At 53.3% G+C, this 19,430-nt stretch carries 18 protein-coding genes and 2 pseudogenes; 15 read left to right on the forward strand and 5 right to left on the reverse strand.

Going from position 1 to position 19,430, the window contains the following annotated elements; genetic code table 11:
- Positions 1–135 precede the first annotated feature (135 nt).
- A pseudogene (locus AC3G3F_RS16510) lies at positions 136–391 on the reverse strand (YnfC family lipoprotein); the annotation flags it as partial.
- A gap of 104 nt (positions 392–495) precedes the next feature.
- Between AC3G3F_RS16510 and AC3G3F_RS16515 the strand changes: the two are divergent.
- From AC3G3F_RS16515 to clcB, 11 genes and pseudogenes are all read left to right on the forward strand, one after another.
- Complete coding sequence (locus tag AC3G3F_RS16515; RefSeq protein WP_077918492.1) at positions 496–804, forward strand: DUF1161 domain-containing protein; 309 nt, start codon at positions 496–498, stop codon at positions 802–804.
- Positions 805–960: 156 nt separating this feature from the next.
- Positions 961–3,399: pseudogene (ynfE, locus tag AC3G3F_RS16520) on the forward strand (selenate/tellurate reductase subunit YnfE).
- A gap of 98 nt (positions 3,400–3,497) precedes the next feature.
- Positions 3,498–5,933, forward strand: a complete 2,436-nt coding sequence (gene ynfF / locus AC3G3F_RS16525; protein ID WP_488395354.1) for a selenate/tellurate reductase subunit YnfF — start codon at positions 3,498–3,500, stop codon at positions 5,931–5,933.
- 10 nt (positions 5,934–5,943) lie between these two features.
- On the forward strand, positions 5,944–6,561 hold the full coding sequence (gene dmsB, locus AC3G3F_RS16530; RefSeq protein ID WP_023249039.1) for a dimethylsulfoxide reductase iron-sulfur subunit DmsB: 618 nt from the start codon (positions 5,944–5,946) through the stop codon (positions 6,559–6,561).
- Between the two features lies 1 nt (position 6,562).
- Positions 6,563–7,417, forward strand: a complete 855-nt coding sequence (locus AC3G3F_RS16535) for a dimethyl sulfoxide reductase anchor subunit family protein (protein WP_023249040.1) — start codon at positions 6,563–6,565, stop codon at positions 7,415–7,417.
- A gap of 42 nt (positions 7,418–7,459) precedes the next feature.
- Positions 7,460–8,074 (forward strand): Tat proofreading chaperone DmsD, encoded by a 615-nt coding sequence (gene dmsD / locus AC3G3F_RS16540; RefSeq protein ID WP_023249041.1) that lies wholly within the window; start codon positions 7,460–7,462, stop codon positions 8,072–8,074.
- A 305-nt stretch (positions 8,075–8,379) separates the two neighbouring features.
- Positions 8,380–9,090 carry an osmoprotectant ABC transporter permease OsmY gene (gene osmY, locus AC3G3F_RS16545; RefSeq protein ID WP_023249042.1) on the forward strand — a complete coding sequence of 237 codons (711 nt, stop codon included), beginning with the start codon at positions 8,380–8,382 and terminating at the stop codon, positions 9,088–9,090.
- Positions 9,091–9,118: 28 nt separating this feature from the next.
- Positions 9,119–10,021, forward strand: coding sequence for an osmoprotectant ABC transporter substrate-binding protein OsmX (gene osmX / locus AC3G3F_RS16550; RefSeq protein ID WP_488395357.1), 903 nt, complete (start codon positions 9,119–9,121; stop codon positions 10,019–10,021).
- Positions 10,022–10,030: 9 nt separating this feature from the next.
- The gene (osmW, locus tag AC3G3F_RS16555) at positions 10,031–10,678 is read left to right on the forward strand and encodes an osmoprotectant ABC transporter permease OsmW (protein ID WP_000379677.1); all 648 of its coding nucleotides are present in this window, start codon (positions 10,031–10,033) and stop codon (positions 10,676–10,678) included.
- Positions 10,678–11,826 (forward strand): osmoprotectant ABC transporter ATP-binding protein OsmV, encoded by a 1,149-nt coding sequence (osmV, locus tag AC3G3F_RS16560; protein ID WP_000593095.1) that lies wholly within the window; start codon positions 10,678–10,680, stop codon positions 11,824–11,826. The genes osmW and osmV overlap by 1 nt, the downstream gene beginning before the upstream one ends.
- Positions 11,827–11,961: 135 nt before the next feature.
- A complete protein-coding gene (gene clcB / locus AC3G3F_RS16565) occupies positions 11,962–13,251 on the forward strand; it encodes a voltage-gated ClC-type chloride channel ClcB (protein ID WP_064055874.1) in 1,290 nt (429 codons plus the stop codon).
- On the opposite strand, the gene bioD is transcribed toward clcB, so the two are convergent.
- The 3 genes from bioD to AC3G3F_RS16580 all read right to left on the reverse strand — a co-directional run bounded on the left by bioD (position 13,207) and on the right by AC3G3F_RS16580 (position 16,275).
- Entirely contained in the window at positions 13,207–13,902 is a 696-nt protein-coding gene (bioD, locus tag AC3G3F_RS16570; protein ID WP_023249047.1) for a dethiobiotin synthase, read from the reverse strand. The two genes, clcB and bioD, sit on opposite strands and share 45 nt — an antisense overlap.
- A gap of 125 nt (positions 13,903–14,027) precedes the next feature.
- Positions 14,028–15,248 (reverse strand): sugar metabolism global transcriptional regulator Mlc, encoded by a 1,221-nt coding sequence (gene mlc / locus AC3G3F_RS16575; protein WP_053508043.1) that lies wholly within the window; start codon positions 15,246–15,248, stop codon positions 14,028–14,030.
- Between the two features lie 127 nt (positions 15,249–15,375).
- On the reverse strand, positions 15,376–16,275 hold the full coding sequence (locus AC3G3F_RS16580) for a LysR family transcriptional regulator (protein ID WP_023249049.1): 900 nt from the start codon (positions 16,273–16,275) through the stop codon (positions 15,376–15,378).
- A 119-nt stretch (positions 16,276–16,394) separates the two neighbouring features.
- On the opposite strand from AC3G3F_RS16580, the gene AC3G3F_RS16585 reads away from it, so the two are divergent.
- The gene (locus AC3G3F_RS16585) at positions 16,395–17,648 is read left to right on the forward strand and encodes an MFS transporter (RefSeq protein WP_023249050.1); all 1,254 of its coding nucleotides are present in this window, start codon (positions 16,395–16,397) and stop codon (positions 17,646–17,648) included.
- A 67-nt stretch (positions 17,649–17,715) separates the two neighbouring features.
- Here AC3G3F_RS16585 and AC3G3F_RS16590 read toward each other — a convergent pair whose 3' ends face one another.
- Positions 17,716–17,808: a KPN_01571 family protein gene (locus tag AC3G3F_RS16590; RefSeq protein ID WP_001068154.1), complete on the reverse strand. Its 93-nt coding sequence runs from the start codon at positions 17,806–17,808 to the stop codon at positions 17,716–17,718.
- A gap of 234 nt (positions 17,809–18,042) precedes the next feature.
- Here AC3G3F_RS16590 and asr point away from each other — a divergent pair, with 234 nt between their 5' ends.
- The 3 genes from asr (at position 18,043) to AC3G3F_RS16605 (ending at position 19,399) form a co-directional block, all read left to right on the forward strand.
- Positions 18,043–18,306 carry an acid resistance repetitive basic protein Asr gene (gene asr / locus AC3G3F_RS16595; protein WP_053508112.1) on the forward strand — a complete coding sequence of 88 codons (264 nt, stop codon included), beginning with the start codon at positions 18,043–18,045 and terminating at the stop codon, positions 18,304–18,306.
- 91 nt (positions 18,307–18,397) lie between these two features.
- The gene (ydgU, locus tag AC3G3F_RS16600) at positions 18,398–18,478 is read left to right on the forward strand and encodes a small membrane protein YdgU (RefSeq protein ID WP_100212526.1); all 81 of its coding nucleotides are present in this window, start codon (positions 18,398–18,400) and stop codon (positions 18,476–18,478) included.
- Between the two features lie 99 nt (positions 18,479–18,577).
- A complete protein-coding gene (locus AC3G3F_RS16605; protein ID WP_023249052.1) occupies positions 18,578–19,399 on the forward strand; it encodes a trypsin-like serine peptidase in 822 nt (273 codons plus the stop codon).
- Positions 19,400–19,430: the final 31 nt, after the last annotated feature.

Consider the following 19,430-nt stretch of genomic DNA (forward strand, 5'->3'; position numbering starts at 1 on the left):
CGCACGGTCAGTCCGCGGTTGTCGAGGACCGTGACCGTCGGGGTGTTACTGAACAACGAAGTGCTCATGGTATTTTCCTGTTTAGGTTATGCTGCCAGTCAGACTGACTGGGCTGGGAATCATAACGCAATCAAGAGAATTATTCTCCAGCTCGTGTAACTCAAGCGTATCAAAACAGCCGTCCTGTGAAAGCGTACCGGTGACCTGCTTCGCCACCTCGCCGTTCTCATTCATCAACGTCTGGCTGAAATCCTTTACCGGACCACGTTGGATCAAAATCAAATTCATTCGAAAAACGGGCCATTTCCGGCGTATAAGACCCAGAGGATTTCGGGTTATCTCAACCTGCTGGCATCATGCACAATAACGTCAGTAAAATGGGTTTCTTCACGCGTGTCACCAGGATGAAACGATATTTATCAATCATATTAGTAAATACAGTTATTTACACGAAAAATGCTAAGCTTAGAACATCGTCATTAATCACAGGAGTTCATGATGAAAATCGCAACTGCAATAGCCGCTCTGGCGTTAATTAGCGCCCCCTCGCTGGTGATGGCGGCACCGGGATCGTGCGAGAGAGTAAAAAGTGATATTGAACAACGTATCATCAATAACGGCGTACCGGCGGATAATTTTACGCTCACTATTGTTCCTAACGACCAGGCCGATCAGCCGGATTCACAGGTGGTGGGTCATTGCGCGAACGACACGCATAAAATCCTTTATACCCGCACCAACAGCGGCAATGCGCCAGCCAATACCCCACCCGCTCAGGACGGTTCATCCGCCGAACCGCAATAAAATCCTCCTACCCTCCGGGTCCGGAGGGTAATGCTCTTTGACATGGATTAATAACCCTTACTCCCAAAGGGGTAAACTCATTACATCATTAGCATGTTAATAATTTCGTTATAGTTATCAATATATAGCGAAATAATAACGACAATGGAGTGAGTGATGCCCGGAGAAAAGCAACAAACAGGCGTTAGCCGCAGGACGTTAGTGAAATCAGCGGCGCTTGGCTCACTGGCGCTGGCTGCCGGAGGCGTATCTTTACCGTTTGGGATGCGTACCGCGGCCGCGGCGGTGCAGCAGGCCATGCGCAACGAAGAAGATAAAATCGTCTGGGGCGCCTGTTCGGTCAACTGCGGCAGTCGCTGCGCCCTGCGTTTGCATGTAAAAGATAATGAAGTCTGGTGGGTTGAAACTGATAACACTGGCGACGATGTCTACGGCAATCATCAGGTTCGCGCCTGTCTGCGGGGCCGTTCAATCCGTCGGCGCATTAACCATCCGGATCGCCTTAACTATCCCATGAAACGCGTTGGCCGCCGCGGCGAAGGCAAATTTGAACGCATTAGCTGGCAGGAAGCGCTGGACACCATTAGCGCCAGCCTGAAAAAGACCGTAGAGACCTACGGCAATGAAGCCGTCTATATCCACTATTCATCCGGCATCGTAGGCGGCAACATAACCCGCTCGTCGCCTGCCGCCTCGCCGGTGAAGCGTTTGATGAACTGCTACGGCGGTTCGTTGAATCAATACGGCTCATACAGTACCGCGCAAATTTCTTGCGCCATGCCCTACACCTATGGCTCCAACGACGGCAACAGCACGTCTGATATCGAAAACAGTAAACTGGTGGTCATGTTCGGCAATAATCCGGCTGAAACACGCATGAGCGGCGGCGGCATTACCTGGTTTCTGGAGCAAGCGCGTGAACGCTCAAATGCGCGCATGATCGTGATAGATCCGCGCTATACCGATACCGCTGCCGGACGTGAAGACGAGTGGATACCAATTCGCCCCGGCACCGATGCCGCGCTGGTGGCGGGAATTGCCTGGGTATTGATTAACGAAAATCTCGTTGACCAGCCTTTTCTCGACAACTATTGCATCGGCTACGATGAAAAGACCCTTCCGGCTGACGCGCCCCCCAATGGCCATTATAAGGCTTATATTTTGGGCTAGGGGGATGACGGTATCGCCAAAACGCCGCAGTGGGCATCGCATATTACCGGCATCCCCGCCGATCGGATTATCAAACTGGCGCGCGAGATAGGCAGCGTCAAGCCGGCCTACATCTGTCAGGGTTGGGGGCCGCAGCGTCAGGCGAACGGTGAACAAACCGCTCGCGCCATCGCCATGTTACCGATTCTGACCGGCAACGTCGGCATTCATGGCGGTAATAGCGGCGCACGCGAATCTACTTACACCATTACCATTGAACGTCTGCCGGTCCTGGAGAATCCCGTTAAAACCGCCATCTCCTGCTTTAGCTGGACGGACGCCATTGCGCGCGGTCCGGAAATGACCGCCCTGCGCGACGGCGTACGCGGCAAAGATAAACTGGATGTTCCGATCAAATTTCTATGGAACTACGCTGGCAACACCCTGATTAATCAGCATTCGGATATTAATAAAACCCATGAAATTCTTCAGGATGAAGCGAAATGCGAAATGATTGTGGTCATCGACAATTTTATGACCTCTTCCGCGAAGTACGCCGATATTTTACTGCCGGATCTCATGACCGTCGAACAGGAAGATATCATCCCCAATGATTACGCCGGCAATATGGGATATCTGATTTTTATCCAACCGGCGACGACGCCTAAGTTCGAGCGCAAGCCCATCTACTGGGTACTCAGCGAAATCGCCAGACGCCTCGGCGACGATGTGTATCAGCGGTTTACCGAAGGCCGAACACAGGCGCAATGGCTGCAATATCTGTACGCCAAAATGCAGGCAAGAGATCCGGCATTGCCCGCGTATGACGAGCTGAAAAAAATGGGCATCTATAAACGCAAAGATCCCAACGGCCATTTTGTCGCCTATAAAAAATTTCGTGAAGATCCGCAGGCCAATCCGTTAAAAACGCCGTCCGGCAAAATCGAAATCTACTCGAGCAAACTCGCTCACATCGCCAGTACCTGGGAGCTGGCGGAAGGCGACGTGATAAGCCCACTGCCGATTTATACCCCTACTTTTGAAGGATGGGACGATCCGAAACGGAACACCTTCCCGCTACAGCTGTTTGGCTTTCACTATAAATCCCGTACCCATTCAAGCTACGGCAATATTGATGTTCTGCAGGCCGCCTGTCGCCAGGAGGTGTGGATAAATCCGCTCGATGCGCAAAAACGCGGTATCGCGAATGGCGATAAGGTTCGCGTCTTTAACGATCGTGGAGAGGTGCGTCTACCCGCCAAAGTCACGCCGCGTATTCTGCCCGGCGTCAGCGCGATGGGTCAGGGCGCATGGCATAATGCGGATATGGCTGGCGATAAAATTGACCACGGCGCCTGCATCAATACGCTCACGACGCTGCGTCCTTCCCCCCTGGCAAAAGGGAATCCTCAACATACAAATCTGGTGGAAATCGAAAAAATCTAAGCCGCCTGCTCCGGGACGTTTTTACGCGCCCGGGGCTCCCCGTTTTGCGAACACAACAACATTTAAAACTCTTTTTTGGATGAGCATAGTGAGCTGTTATGAAAATCACCAACCCTGAGGCATTAATGGCGGCCAGTATCAGCCGACGAAGCCTGGTGAAAACCTCCGCTATCGGTAGCCTTGCGCTTGCCAGTAGCGCTTTCACCCTTCCGTTCTCCCGCATCGCCCACGCCGCAGCAGACCTCGCATCTGGCAATGTGGCAGAAAAAGCGGTCTGGAGTTCATGTACCGTTAACTGCGGCAGCCGCTGTCTGCTACGCCTGCACGTAAAAGATGACACCGTATATTGGGTTGAATCAGATACCACGGGCAACGATGAATATGGCAACCATCAGGTACGCGCCTGCCTGCGCGGTCGTTCCATTCGTCGCCGGATGAACCACCCCGATCGCCTGAAATATCCGATGAAACGCGTTGGTAAACGTGGAGAAGGCAAATTCGAACGTATCAGTTGGGATGAAGCGTTGGATACCATCGGCGATAACCTGAAACGTATCCTCAAGGACTACGGCAACGAAGCGGTACATGTGCTTTACGGTACCGGCGTGGACGGCGGCAATATCACCAATTCTAACATACCGTATCGCCTGATGAACGCCTGCGGCGGCTATCTCAGCCGTTACGGTAGCTACAGCACCGCCCAAATCAGCGCGGCCATGAGCTATATGTTCGGCGGCAACGACGGCAACAGTCCGGATGATATCGCCAATACAAAACTGGTGGTGATGTTTGGCAATAACCCCGCGGAAACACGTATGAGCGGCGGCGGCGTGACATACTATGTCGAACAGGCGCGCGAACGCTCCAACGCCCGGATGATCGTCATTGACCCGCGTTATAACGACACTGCCGCCGGCCGCGAAGACGAGTGGCTGCCGATTCGCCCAGGTACCGATGGCGCGCTGGCGGCGGCAATCGGCTGGGTGCTGATTACCGAAGATCTTATTGATAAACCGTTTCTGGATAAATACTGCATCGGCTACGACGAAACCACTCTGCCCGCCTCAGCCCCGCGTAACGCACACTATAAAGCCTATATTTTGGGTCAGGGCGAAGACGGTATCGCGAAAACGCCGCAATGGGCCGCGCAGATTACCAGTATTCCGGCGGAAAAAATCATTCAACTGGCGCGGGAAATCGGCTCGGCGAAACCGGCTTATATTTGCCAGGGCTGGGGACCTCAACGCCACTCTAACGGCGAACAGACCGCACGCGCAATCGCCATGTTGTCTGTACTCACCGGTAACGTCGGCATAAATGGCGGTAATTCCGGCGTGCGCGAAGGCACCTGGGATCTGGGCGTCGAATGGTTTTCTATGCTGGAGAACCCGGTAAAAACCCAGATTTCGGTCTTTACCTGGACCGACGCTATCGATCATGGCGCGGAAATGACCGCCACACGCGACGGCGTGCGCGGAAAAGACAAGCTCGACGTGCCGATTAAATTTTTATGGTGCTACGCCAGTAATACGCTGATCAATCAGCACGGCGATATCGCCCACACCCACGAGGTGCTTCAGGACGACAGTAAATGTGAAATGATCGTCGGCATTGAGCACTTTATGACCGCATCGGCAAAATATTGCGACATTCTGCTGCCTGATTTAATGCCGACCGAGCAGGAAGATCTGATTTCCCACGAATCCGCAGGCAATATGGGATATGTCATTCTTGGTCAGCCCGCCACCTCGCCGAAATTTGAAAGAAAGCCCATTTACTGGACGCTCAGTGAAGTGGCTAAACGGCTTGGTCCGGACGTATACCAGACCTTCACAGAAGGCCGCACGCAGCATGAGTGGGTCAAATACCTGCACGCAAAAACCAAAGCGCGTAATCCGGAAATGCCGGATTACGAAGAGATGAAACAGACAGGGATTTTCAAGAAAAAATGCCCGGAGGAGCACTACGTCGCTTTCCGCTCATTCCGCGAAGACCCTGCCGCAAATCCACTGAAAACGCCGTCCGGTAAAATCGAAATCTATTCCGAGCGGCTGGCAACCCTCGCCGACACGTGGGAGCTGAAGAAAGATGAGATTATCCATCCTTTACCCGCCTATACGCCAGGCTTTGACGGTTGGGACGATCCGCTTCGTCAGCGCTACCCGCTACAGCTAACCGGCTTCCACTATAAAGCGCGTACCCACTCCAGCTACGGCAATATCGACGTCCTGCAACAGGCATGTCCGCAGGAGATCTGGATCAACCCGATTGATGCGCAAGTGCGCGGCATTCAGCACGGCGACACCGTGCGGGTCTTTAACCAGAACGGACAGATGCTCATTCCGGCAAAAGTCACGCCGCGCATATTGCCTGGCGTCACCGCTATCGGCCAGGGCGCCTGGTTAAATGCCGACATGTTTGGCGACAAAATCGATCGTGGCGGCTCCATTAACATTCTGACCTCGCACCGGCCTTCTCCGCTGGCGAAGGGGAACCCGTCACATACGAACCTTGTTCAGGTTGAAAAGGCGTAAGGAGTAACCGATGACAACCCAGTATGGATTTTTTATTGATTCCAGCCGTTGCACCGGTTGCAAAACCTGCGAACTGGCCTGCAAGGACTACAAAGATTTGACCCCGGATGTCAGCTTCCGCCGCATTTATGAGTATGCAGGCGGTGACTGGCAGGAAGATAACGGCGTCTGGCACCAGAACGTCTTTGCCTATTATCTCTCCATTTCGTGCAACCACTGCGAAGACCCGGCCTGTACCAAAGTCTGCCCGAGCGGCGCGATGCACAAGCGCGATGACGGTTTTGTGGTGGTGAACGAAGAGGTCTGTATCGGCTGCCGCTACTGCCACATGGCCTGCCCGTACGGCGCGCCGCAGTACAACACGGCCAAAGGTCATATGACCAAGTGCGACGGCTGTTATGACCGGGTGGCGGAAGGTAAGAAACCGATTTGCGTCGAGTCCTGCCCGCTGCGGGCGCTGGATTTCGGCCCGATAGACGAACTGCGTAAAAAACACGGTGAGCTGGCTGCCGTCGCGCCGCTGCCGCGCGTGCATTTCACGAAGCCGAATATTGTGATTAAACCCAACGCCAACAGCCGCCCGACCGGAGACACCATCGGTTATCTGGCCAATCCGAAGGAGGTATAAGATGGGAAGTGGATGGCATGAATGGCCGCTGGTCCTGTTTACGGTGCTGGGTCAATGTGTGGCCGGGGCGCTGATCGTGAGTGGGTATGGCTGGTTAACCACCAAAGACGATGTGGCAAAACAACGTATCGTGCGTAGTATGTTTTTTCTGTGGCTGGTGATGGGACTGGGGTTCCTCGCGTCGATTATGCATCTTGGCTCGCCGATGCGCGCGTTTAACTCGCTTAACCGCGTAGGCGCTTCCGCACTGAGTAATGAAATCGCCGCAGGATCGGTGTTCTTTGCCGTAGGCGGCATCTGGTGGCTGGTGGCGGTACTCGGTAAAATGCCCCCGGCTCTGGGTAAAGTGTGGCTGCTGGTCAGTATGGCGCTCGGCGTTGCATTCATCTGGGCAATGACGCTCGTTTATCAGATAGATACCGTGCCGACCTGGTATAATGGCTACACCACGCTGGCCTTTTTCCTCACGGCATTCCTGTGTGGCCCTGTGTTTGCGGCGCTACTGCTACGCATCGCGCGCGTCCCATTTTGCAGCGTGACGTTTGCCAGTATTAGCGGCCTGGCGTTGGTGGTGTGCGTGACGGTCATCGTCCTACAGGGACTGTCCCTCTCAACCCTTCACAGTTCCGTGCAACAGGCCAGCCATCTCGTACCGGATTACGGTATGCTACAGGTCTGGCGCATTGTCTTGCTTGCTGCCGGATTAGGCTGCTGGCTATGTCCGCTAATCCGTCGCCGCGAACCGCATACTGTTGGTTTGCTGCTCGGTGTCGTGCTGATGCTGGCGGGCGAAATTATTGGCCGCGGACTTTTTTATGGCCTGCATATGACCGTAGGTATGGCCGTCGCAGGTTAATTTATGCGTGCGGGGCGACCCGCACCTTTCGGGATTGTTTGAATGACCACTTTTTTACAACGTGATGATTTTGCAGTAACGGCGCGTGTTCTTGGCGCGTTGTTTTATTATTCGCCGGAAAGCCACGAAACCGCTCCTCTGGTTCAGGCGCTATTAACCGACGACTGGCAGGCGCAGTGGCCGCTTGATGCCGATACGCTTGCGCCTGTGGCGGCTATGTTTAAGACCCACAGCGAAGAGTCGTTGCCACAAGCCTGGCAGCGCCTGTTTATCGGCCCTTACGCTCTGCCGTCTCCGCCGTGGGGTTCCGTCTGGCTGGATCGTGAGAGCGTATTATTTGGCGATTCTACGTTGGCGCTACGTCAGTGGATGCGCGAAAACGGGATTCAGTTTGAAATGCAGCAAAACGAGCCAGAAGATCATTTTGGGTCGCTGTTGTTGCTGGCGGCCTGGCTTGCCGAGAATGGCCGTCATCATGAATGTGAACAACTCCTGGCCTGGCATCTGTTTCCGTGGTCGTCCCGCTTTCTGGACGTATTTATCGATCATGCCGGGCATCCGTTTTATCAGGCGTTGGGGCAACTGGCGCGTTTGACTCTGGCGCAATGGCAAGCTCAACTCATTATTCCCATCGCCGTAAAACCGTTATTCCGTTAATCCCCACAAAAGGCAGGATTTTACCTGCCTTTTCGCCCATTGCGGCCTATTTTCACCTACAATAAGTGACAACGTCACATAGCCATTCTATTTTTAAGATAATTCTTTATCGTGAATGGTCACGCTAAGCCGCGTAAGGGCAAAACACAATTGTTAATAGATGTTTAACAGTGTTAAAAATCACGCCTCGCTGGAATCCTTCCCAACCTGTTGCTATAGCTCAAAGCACCCTGCCGGAACATGGCATAACAACACGCGACGTCTTTACGTCGCCATAACACATGCAAACAGGGAGACACACCGCAATGCACACCTTCACCCTAAAACGCGTACTTGGGTTCACTATCGTCATTTTGCTGTTACTGGCGCTGTTTATCTGGGGAATCGGTCTGGAGACGCTGAAAGCGCGTCAGGTCGATCTGCTGTATCTGGGGCAACGACATTTGATGCTGGTCTTTACGTCCATGTTTTTTGCTTTATTGGTCGGCATCCCGAGCGGGATTTTACTCAGCCGTCCTGCGGCAAAAGGATTTGCTGAATATGTCATGCAAATTTTTAATGTCGGCAATACGTTGCCGCCACTGGCCGTCCTGGCCTTAGCGATGGTGATTATCGGGATCGGCGATACCCCCGCCATTGTCGCGCTATTTTTGGCTTCACTTCTGCCTATCGTCCGCAATACCTATGCGGGTCTCTGCTCCGTTCCCGCCTCACTGATTGAAGCGGCGAACGGGATTGGGATGACAAAATGGCAGCGGCTTCGCCAGGTAGAGCTACCCAATGCGTGGCCGGTAATGCTGTCCGGTATTCGCATCGCGACCGCCATCAATGTCGGCACCGCGCCGCTGGCCTTTCTGATCGGTGCCAGCAGCTATGGCGAGCTGATTTTCCCGGGGATTTATCTCAACGATTTTCCTACGTTGATTCTGGGCGCAACGGCCACGGCGTTATTCGCGCTGGTTCTTGACACCCTGCTTGCCTGGCTTGGGCGACGTCTTAGCCCTCATACCGCCTGAACGCATAAATAACAATAAGGAGCGTTAAATGAGATTCAAAAAACACCTGCTGGGATGGCTTGCCGCAACGCTGTTGTTCAGTAGCCAGACGCAGGCCGCGCCGCTGGTTCTCGCCACTAAAAGCTTTACCGAGCAGCATATTCTCTCGGCCATGACCGTACAGTATTTGCAGAAAAAAGGCTTTCAGGTTCAGCCGCAAACCAATATCGCCGCGGTAATTTCACGTAATGCGATGGTGAATAAACAGATTGATATCACCTGGGAATACACCGGTACATCGCTGATTATTTTCAACCGTATCGATAAGCGCATGAACCCACAACAAACCTACGACACGGTAAAACATCTGGATGCGAAGCTGGGTCTGGTATGGCTCAAACCGGCTGACATGAATAATACTTACGCGTTCGCGATGCAGCGCAAACGCGCCGAGGCAGAAAATATCACCACCATCTCGCAAATGGTGGCAAAAATCGAACAGGTCCGACAGAACGATCCTAACCACAACTGGATGCTCGGTCTCGATCTGGAATTTGCCGGGCGCAGCGACGGGATGAAGCCCCTTCAGCAAGCCTATCAGATGCAGCTCGATCGCCCGCAAATACGACAGATGGACCCGGGGCTGGTCTATAACGCCGTCCGGGATGGTCTGGTTGACGCCGGGCTGGTCTATACCACCGACGGACGGGTTAAAGGATTTGATCTGAAAGTGCTGGAAGATGATAAAGGCTTCTTCCCAAGTTACGCTGTCACGCCGGTGGTGCGTAAAGAAGTGCTGGAAGCCAATCCTGGCCTTGATGATGCCTTAAACACCCTTTCTGGCCTGCTCAATAATGATGTGATATCGACCTTAAACGCCCAGGTCGATATCGATCATCGCACGCCGCAACAGGTAGCCCATCAATTTTTGCAGGACAAAGGTCTACTGTAAGGAGCGCCTATGGATACGATACATTATATGCTGGATAACGCCGGCTACCTCGCCAGCCTTACCTTTCAGCATCTCTGGCTGGTCGCGTTGGCCGTCGGTCTGGCGATTATCATCGGCGTACCGTTAGGCGTTTTGATTGTACGCCACAAATGGCTGGCAACGCCGGTATTGGGCGCCGCCACGCTACTTCTTACTATTCCGTCTATCGCGCTGTTTGGGTTAATGATTCCGCTCTTTTCGCTGATAGGACATGGTATTGGCGTTCTGCCCGCCGTAACGGCCGTTTTTCTCTACTCTTTACTGCCGATTGTCCGTAATACCCATACTGCGCTTGATAGTCTGCCGCCCGGTCTGCGTGAAGCGGGACGCGGCATTGGTATGACTTTCTGGCAACGGCTGCGCTGGGTCGAAATTCCAATGGCCCTACCGGTTATTTTCGGCGGTATCCGCACCGCGGTAGTGATGAATATTGGCGTGATGGCGATTGCCGCGGTTATCGGCGCCGGCGGTCTGGGGCTGCTACTGTTAAACGGCATTAGCGGCAGCGATATTCGCATGTTAATTGCCGGCGCGCTGATGATCTGTCTACTGGCGATTGTGCTTGACTGGCTGTTGCATCGTCTGCAAGTCGTACTGACACCTAAGGGGATACGATAATGATAAAACTGGAAAATCTCACCAAACAATTTGTACAGAAAAAGGGTCAGCCGCTAAAAGCCGTCGACAACGTCAACCTGAACGTACCGGAAGGCGAAATGTGCGTATTGCTCGGCCCCTCCGGCTGCGGCAAAACCACCACGTTAAAGATGATCAACCGGCTGATCGCGCCCAGCAGCGGTAATATTCTTATTAACGGCGAGAATACCAACGATATGGATACGGTAACGCTACGCCGCAATATTGGGTATGTTATCCAACAGATCGGCCTGTTTCCTAATATGACGATTGAAGAAAATATTACCGTTGTGCCGCGCATGTTGGGATGGGACAAAGCGCGATGCAAGCAACGCGCCGAAGAGTTGATGGACATGGTGGCGCTGGATGCCAGAAAATTTCTGCATCGCTATCCAAAGGAAATGTCCGGGGGACAGCAACAGCGTATTGGCGTGATCCGCGCTCTGGCCGCCGATCCGCCGGTACTGCTGATGGATGAGCCCTTCGGCGCTGTGGACCCAATTAACCGCGAAGTGATCCAGAACCAGTTTCTTGATATGCAGCGTAAGCTAAAAAAGACGGTGATGCTGGTCAGCCATGATATCGACGAAGCGCTAAAGCTCGGCGACCGTATCGCCGTGTTCCGTCAGGGGCGAATTGTACAGTGCGCCAGTCCTGATGAACTGCTGGCCAAACCGGCTAACGAATTTGTCGGGTCGTTTGTCGGCCAGGACAGAACGTTAAAGCGTCTGCTACTGGTCTCCGCGGGCGATGTTACCGACCAACAGCCAACCATTACCGCGCGGCCTTCCACGCCGTTAAGCGAGGCGTTCGGCATTATGGATGATCACGATATTCGCGCGATTACCGTCATTGACAACGACGGTAAGCCACTGGGATTTGTGAAGCGCCGGGAAGCGCGGAACGCCAGCGGAACCTGCGCCGATATCACCCATCCTTTCCGTATTACGGGCAAAGCGGAAGATAACCTGCGTATTGTGCTGTCCAGATTGTACGAAAGTAATACTAGCTGGATGCCGATCGTTGATGAAGACGGACGCTATAACGGTGAAATCTCTCAGGATTACATCGCCGATTATCTCAGCTCAGGCCGCACGCGTCGGGCGCTAAATATTCACGAAAGCAGCTAACGCCGCCGCCGGATGGTGTCTCGCTATCCGGCAATATCATTATTGTACGCAATATTATATCGCACATAGTGCTTTTGCGTCTGACGCCATTTCCCCGCAGAATAGGCTATCCTGAAACTCCCTGTTTACCCGCTCATGCATCGTTTACACGCTTACCCGGATCTGCGCGCGATGTTTCGTCGCCTGCTGATCGCTATGCTCATCGGTATTCTCGCGGCGCTGGCTGTCGCCGCCTTCCGTCATGCGATGCAATTGCTGGAGTGGATTTTCCTGAGTAATGACACTGGCAGTCTGGTGAATGCGGCTGAGGGGCTTTCGCCCTGGCGACGGCTGATTACGCCTGCGCTTGGCGGCCTGGCCGCTGGTCTGTTGCTGTGGGGGTGGCAAAAAATGAACCAACAGCGTCCCCATGCGCCCACTGACTATATGGAAGCATTGCAAACCGACGGGCAATTTGACGTTGGCGCCAGTCTGGTGAAATCGCTGGCCTCGCTGCTGGTCGTGGTCAGCGGCAGCGCAATTGGTCGCGAAGGCGCAATGATCCTCCTCGCCGCGCTGGCGGCATCCGGCTTTGCCCGACGCTTCACTCCGCGTGAGGAATGGAAATTATGGATCGCCAGCGGCGCCGCTGCGGGCATGGCGGGCGCTTACCATGCACCGCTGGCGGGCAGCCTGTTTATCGCGGAAATCCTGTTCGGTACTTTAATGCTGGCTTCCCTCGGCCCGGTTGTCGTTTCCGCCGTCGTCGCCCTGCTAACCACCCATGTATTAAGCGGTAGCGATTCACTACTCTATACCGTACATCTGAACGTTGATCTCCACGCGCGGGAGTACGTCATGATAGTCAGTACCGGCCTGGTCGCCGGTCTGTGCGGCCCGTTGCTGATGTGGCTGATGACGGCCAGCCATAATAGCTTTTTACGCTTAAAACTGTCGCCGCCCTGGCAGCTGGCGTTGGGCGGACTTATTGTCGGAATACTGTCGTTACTGACGCCCACGGTATGGGGAAACGGCTATAGCGTCGTACAATCATTTCTGCTCTCCCCGCCGCTATTCTCGCTGATTGGCGGAATTTTTGCGTGCAAAATTCTGGCTGTGCTCGCCAGCAGCGGCTCTGGCGCGCCGGGCGGCGTCTTTACGCCAACATTATTTGTCGGATTATCAATTGGAATGTTTTTAGGGCGGATATGGGGATTCTGGCTGCCAGGCTCGAATGAAATAGTGATTTTATTGGGACTGGCGGGTATGGCGACGCTACTGGCGGCGACAACCCATGCGCCGATTATGTCTACCCTGATGATTTGTGAAATGACCGGCGAGTATCAGTTGCTCCCCGGTCTGCTGATTGCCTGCGTAGTCGCGTCAGTACTCTCGCGAACGTTACGCCATGATTCTATCTACCGCCAGCACGCTGCCGAGCATTGACAAACGAATATACTGCCCCAGTTCACGCTGCTCAGCGCGCGGCAGGTATGGCAACTCGCCAATCAGCGGCGCTGGCAGTTTTTTTCCAAGTACATCAATAATTTCAGCATAATGCGCCAGGCCAGGATTAATGCGATTCGCCACCCAGCCAATTAATGGCAGTCCATCGTTAGCGACAGCTTGCGCAGTCAGTAGCGCGTGATTAATGCACCCCTCCTGAATCCCTACCACCATCAATACCGGTAATTGTTCCTGTACCACCCATTCGGACAACGGACGTAAATCATTCATCAGACTACGCCAGCCGCCAGTGCCCTCCACAACAACGTGATCCACTTTATCGCTCAGGCTTGCCAGCCCGTTGGACAGCAAGGTGTAATTAATAGGACAGCTATGCGCTACGCTGCTTTCCTCTTCGCTTAACGCGATCGGATTAATCGCCTCATACGGCAATTCCAGAGAAGAGACGCTTTGCAATACCAAAGCGTCTTTGTTGCGCATCCCTTCCGGGGTCTCTTTGCTCCCTTTGGCGACAGGTTTATATCCTGCCACGCTCTTACCACTCGACGCTAACGCTTGTAGTAATGCGCGGGAAACCACCGTCTTCCCAACAGAAGTGTCTGTACCTGTAATAAAGAAACGCTTCAGCATCACTAACTCCACCGTTATGCTTCGAAAATATAAGTCAGGAAAATAATACAGTGGAGAAAGTCTAAGGTATGGCAAGGGCAATCAGCTTGAGTTAGCGCAAATTTTTGTACAACAGTTAAAAAATGTTAACCCTGTAATAGACGAATCAACAAAGAGCCGTTATACATCGCATCTTTTACCAACGCCGCCCCCGCCATCGTGCCCTGGTTGGTAAACTGCGTGCTTTCCACTACCGTGTTCTTACTGTAGGCGGGCAGCGCCTGCTGACGAATACTGTCGGCAATCGCCGGAAAAAGGATATCGGCCGCTTTACTTAGCGGCGAACCAATAAGAATTTTTTGCGGATTAAATAAATTCACCATAATAGCCAGAATGCGTCCAACATGCGCGCCAACGCCGCTAATGATATCTTTTGCTAATAGATCTCCCTGTATCGCTGCCTGACACAGTGAATCTACCGTTAACGGCTGGCCGTGTAGCATTGAACTCATAGACTGATTAAGCCGAAGCTGCGTAAGCTCCAGTACGCTATCGACGCTGGCTATGGTCTCCAGACAGCCATGATTACCGCAATAACAGCGCTTACCATAAGGATCGACCTGGGTATGCCCAATCTCCACCAGGCTGCTACTGCCCGCATGAAGCAAATGGCCGTCGGTGATAACACCCGCCCCCACATTATGATCAATCACCACCTGGATAACGTCGCGCGCACCGCGTGAGGCGCCAAAAAGCGCCTCCGCCATCGTCCAGGCGCTGATATCATGCTGAATGTAAACCGGTACGCCGGTATGACGCTCCAAAGCATCACCTAAAGGCATTTCTTTGACATCCTCATAAAACGGCATCCGATGCACAATGCCGTTTTCGGTATCGATAATGCCCGGCAACGTAATCGCAATAGAGGTCAGACGCTCCAGTTTTTGCTGATGGCGGGTAAAAAACCGATCAACGTGCGTGATAATTCGCTCAAGCAACGGCGTAGCTTCGGTTAACGGCAGCTCCAGACACTCTTCTACCACCAGCTTGCTACTAAGATCGCGCAGCGCAAGGAAAATTTCGCCACGGCTAATACGAATAGATAAATAGTGCCAGGCTTCAGTTTCCACTACCAGCCCGACGGCGGGACGGCCACGACTGCCCACCTCTTTAATTTCAAGTTCCTGAACCAAATGCGCTTCCAGCATTTCGCGGACAATTTTCGTAATACTGGCAGGCGCCAACTGCGCCAGACGAGACAGGTCAATTCGCGATACCGGTCCGAGCTGATCAATCAGGCGATACACTGCGCCAGCATTGGTCTGCTTAATTTGATCGATATGCCCAGGCTGACTATCAGCAACCACCGCTCACTCCCTTTATTTTCGCGCTCCGAAATAATCTGTGTGCTATGGTGAAACACTTCAATACTCGCCGTCAACTTTTTGCTTAGCCGTGTGATTAACTGCACATTTTCACCCTTTTTAAGTAAAATTAATCCTGCCGGGCAGCCATTAATAGCAGTTGGCAAAACCGCTGTACGGCATGACTCTGTTCATGATGCTTTGGCCATACCAGCCACATTTCAGATACGGCGTCTTCTTCCGCCAGAGGGACCCAGCGCATCTCACTCATCTGCACGCGCTTAAAGGATGCCGGCAGAATCGAGACGCCCAGTCCCGCCGCCACCAGACCGATAATGGTCATTGCCTCGCCAACCTCCTGCGTGATGGTCGGCGTCAGGTTATAACGCCGCATCAGGCCGAGAATATCGTCGTAAAGGCCCGTCCCGACATGCGGATCGAAAAAGACGAAAGGCTCTTTCGCCAGCTCTGTCAGACTGACGACCGGCTTTTGCGCCAGCCGATGCTCGCGCGGGATCATTGCCATAAGCGGCTCATGCAAAATCACCTCGCGATTAAGCGTGTCGGGCAGCGGCGTATTACGTAGCAAGCCAATATCAAGTACGCCTTCGTTGAGCGGCGCGATTTGCTCACGCGTATTCATTTCACGCGTTTGCATATGCACCCCCGGGTAGGACTGGCGGAACAGCGAAAAGGTATTCGATACCGCCCGAATAAAAGGCGCTGAAGACGTAAAGCCAATACGGATTTCACCCGCTTCTCCCTGATGCAACCGCTCGGCGCGAGCGGCGGCGTCGTTTACCAGACTCAGGATCTGTCGGCTATCCGCCAGAAACTGTCGCCCGGCGGCCGTTAAGGCTACGCTGCGGTTGGTCCGCGCCAGTAATCGCGCGCCGACCTGCTGCTCCAGAATTTGTATCTGCTGACTCAGCGGCGGCTGCGAGATATTGAGGCGCGCGGCGGCGCGACCAAAATGCAGCTCTTCTGCTACCGCCACAAAGTAACGTAAATGACGTAATTCGATATTCATATTTTTAACGTCTTATTTGAGACAATTAATATATTAGACAGAATATTTTGCTTTTTCTATGCTTTATCTGTCGGTTATACCCGTCTCCTGTTTACGGAGATGTAAAGCAAGGATTTAACGTGAGTCGTACAACTATTCTCGATGACGCCACGGCGAGCGATATCGATGAACAACGCCATTCTCAGCCGGTTCAATTTATTAAACGCGGTACAGCGCCTTTTATGCGCGTCACGCTGGCCCTTTTTTCCGCGGGTCTGGCGACTTTCGCGCTTCTTTACTGTGTTCAGCCTATATTACCGGTACTTTCCCAGGAGTTTGGCGTCTCCCCCGCCAGCAGTAGCGTGTCACTTTCTATTTCTACCGCCATGCTGGCCATCGGCTTACTTTTTACCGGCCCGCTTTCTGATGCGATAGGCCGTAAACCGGTGATGGTCACCGCCTTGTTATTAGCCTCCTGCTGCACATTGTTATCAACCATGATGACCAGTTGGCATGGTATTCTGATTATGCGCGCGCTGATCGGTCTATCGTTAAGCGGCGTCGCCGCCGTGGGAATGACCTACCTGAGCGAAGAAATCCATCCCAGCTTTGTCGCCTTCTCCATGGGGCTCTATATTAGCGGTAATTCCATCGGCGGGATGAGCGGGCGTTTATTAAGCGGCGTCATGACCGACTTTTTTAACTGGCGAATCGCGTTGGCGACCATCGGATGTTTTGCGCTGGCGTCTGCGCTGATGTTCTGGAAGATTTTACCCGCCTCGCAACATTTCCGTCCCACGTCGTTACGACCTAAAACGCTATTTATTAATTTCCGTCTCCACTGGCGCGATCGGGGGCTACCACTGCTGTTTGCCGAAGGCTTTTTACTGATGGGGGCGTTCGTGACCCTGTTTAACTACATTGGCTATCGCCTGATGCTCTCCCCCTGGGAATTAAGCCAGGCCGTGGTCGGACTGTTATCAGTAGCCTATCTCACCGGCACATGGAGCTCACCGAAAGCTGGCGCAATGACCTCGCGCTATGGCCGGGGACCGGTCATGTTGTTCTCTACCGCGATAATGCTGTGCGGGCTTTTACTGACGCTTTTTACCTCGCTTTGGCTGATTTTTGCCGGAATGCTGCTTTTTTCCGCCGGCTTTTTCGCCGCGCACTCCGTGGCCAGCAGTTGGATTGGCCCGCGTGCGCGGCGGGCGAAGGGACAGGCCTCGTCACTTTATCTTTTCAGCTATTATCTGGGTTCCAGTATCGCCGGGACGCTAGGCGGCGTATTCTGGCATAGTTACGGCTGGAACGGCGTAGGCGGTTTTATCGCGCTAATGCTGGTACTGGCCATCCTGGTCGGGACGCGGTTACATCATCGTCTTCACGCCTGAAAGAAAGTCACCCGGCGATAGCAACGTACGCTATCGCCGGGCTGGTTCTCACTCCACGACTCACTGTTCACCATAGACCTGTCAGGCTTGATACGCCCATCACTTCTCTGATTGCATCCAGCGCCAGAAGCGTAAATACCACCCAGATTATTGGATTCATATATGGTGTGCTTTTTATTCTGGAGGGCAGATATTACCGTCTCTGAGACTAAAAAAGGGAACGGCAACAAAAAACTACCCATTATGGTGAGCTTACGCCGCGTTATCGCTGTCATTGTACATATCGTTACATGCCGATACCAATCACTCACGGAAGCCCTTTGATAACAGCGATATAGTTATTTCACCGGCCCCGCAGTGGGGTTGAATGAAAAACCAAATCGAGGGTATCAAAATGAAAAAAGTATTAGCTCTGGTTGTTGCCGCTGCAATGGGTCTCTCTTCCGCAGCATTCGCGGCTGAGACTGCGACGCCTGCGAAAACCGCAGCGCCAGCCAAAACAACCCAGCCCACCCAGCACCACAAAAAACAGCATAAAAATACGCATAAGAAACCCGTTGAGCAAAAAGCGCAGGCGGCTAAAAAGCACCAGAAAAAAGATGGCAAAAAAGCCCCAGCCAAATCTACATCAAAAACAACTTCGCAGCCGGCTGCGTAAGTCGTCATAACATGCTGTGGCGCGCCCCCGCGCCCGTTTTTACGGCGCTAGATCATTCTGGTTTAGCGCCGCCGTTTGGGAGGGCAAAAAAGTGTCTCGCTACCGCTTTGAGCTCATTCTTATCGCGCTTATTTTATGCGCCGTTATTGCCACGCATTTCTATCTTTCCTGAGTGTAGTTATCTGATTTTACTCCCACTTTCTTACCGTCACGTCTATAGTAATACTGAGGGTTTGTTGTTAATAATCATAATTACCCACCAGAGTGTGATATGCATAAAACCATTGCTGTATTACTGGGCATAGTTTGTTTTTTACCGGTCATGGCGGATGCCAACGAGTCTGATACCAACGCCACGGATGCCAGCGACGTCAAAACGCTTTTTTTTAACCATGACGATCGGGTGCCCGTCGCCGATCCCACCCAATCGCCGTGGGATGCCATCGGGCAACTAGAGACCGCCAGCGGCAATTTGTGTACGGCAACGCTTATCTCCCCACATATCGCCCTAACAGCAGGCCACTGCCTGCTAACGCCGCCAAAAGGAAAACCGGACAAAGCGGTTGCGCTGCGTTTTGTGGCGCAAAAAGGAATATGGCGCTATGAAATCCACGGCATTGAAGGCCGCGTTGAACCGTCGCTGGGCCGGCGCCTGAAAGCGGATGGCGATGGCTGGATTGTGCCGCCTGCCGCGGCAAGCTGGGATTTTGGTCTGGTAATATTACGCTACCCACCTTCCGGTATCACGCCAGTGCCTTTATTTACCGGCGATAAAGCGGCGCTCACTGCGGCGTTGAAAGCCGCAGACCGAAAAGTCACGCAGTCCGGTTATCCGGAGGATCATCTGAATGCGCTCTATTCTCATCAGGATTGCATCGTGACCGGCTGGGCGCAGAATGCCGTACTCTCACACCAGTGCGACACGTTACCTGGCGACAGCGGCTCGCCGCTATTATTGCACACGGATAGCGGATGGCAGCTCATTGGCGTACAAAGCTCCGCCCCTGCGGCTAAAGATCGCTGGCGCGCCGATAACCGCGCTATATCCGTCACCGGCTTTCGCGATAAGCTGAAAGCGCTGGCGCAGGATTAATATTGTGAGTCGCGGGAATCGCTGCCTAACC

The sequence above is a fragment of the Salmonella sp. FC25216 genome, from assembly GCF_057751355.1.

Bases quoted from the DNA above. Each gene is read 5' to 3' on its own strand.
- osmY (WP_023249042.1), top strand. From the start codon at position 8,380: ATGCACACCTTCACCCTAAAACGCGTACTTGGGTTCACTATCGTCATT.
- osmW (WP_000379677.1), top strand. From the start codon at position 10,031: ATGGATACGATACATTATATGCTGGATAACGCCGGCTACCTCGCCAGC.
- ynfF (WP_488395354.1), top strand. From the start codon at position 3,498: ATGAAAATCACCAACCCTGAGGCATTAATGGCGGCCAGTATCAGCCGA.
- asr (WP_053508112.1), top strand. From the start codon at position 18,043: ATGAAAAAAGTATTAGCTCTGGTTGTTGCCGCTGCAATGGGTCTCTCT.
- AC3G3F_RS16590 (WP_001068154.1), bottom strand. From the start codon at position 17,808: ATGAATCCAATAATCTGGGTGGTATTTACGCTTCTGGCGCTGGATGCA.
- AC3G3F_RS16535 (WP_023249040.1), top strand. From the start codon at position 6,563: ATGGGAAGTGGATGGCATGAATGGCCGCTGGTCCTGTTTACGGTGCTG.
- AC3G3F_RS16580 (WP_023249049.1), bottom strand. From the start codon at position 16,275: ATGAATATCGAATTACGTCATTTACGTTACTTTGTGGCGGTAGCAGAA.
- dmsD (WP_023249041.1), top strand. From the start codon at position 7,460: ATGACCACTTTTTTACAACGTGATGATTTTGCAGTAACGGCGCGTGTT.
- osmV (WP_000593095.1), top strand. From the start codon at position 10,678: ATGATAAAACTGGAAAATCTCACCAAACAATTTGTACAGAAAAAGGGT.
- osmX (WP_488395357.1), top strand. From the start codon at position 9,119: ATGAGATTCAAAAAACACCTGCTGGGATGGCTTGCCGCAACGCTGTTG.
- dmsB (WP_023249039.1), top strand. From the start codon at position 5,944: ATGACAACCCAGTATGGATTTTTTATTGATTCCAGCCGTTGCACCGGT.
- AC3G3F_RS16515 (WP_077918492.1), top strand. From the start codon at position 496: ATGATGAAAATCGCAACTGCAATAGCCGCTCTGGCGTTAATTAGCGCC.
- AC3G3F_RS16605 (WP_023249052.1), top strand. From the start codon at position 18,578: ATGCATAAAACCATTGCTGTATTACTGGGCATAGTTTGTTTTTTACCG.
- bioD (WP_023249047.1), bottom strand. From the start codon at position 13,902: ATGCTGAAGCGTTTCTTTATTACAGGTACAGACACTTCTGTTGGGAAG.
- clcB (WP_064055874.1), top strand. From the start codon at position 11,962: ATGCATCGTTTACACGCTTACCCGGATCTGCGCGCGATGTTTCGTCGC.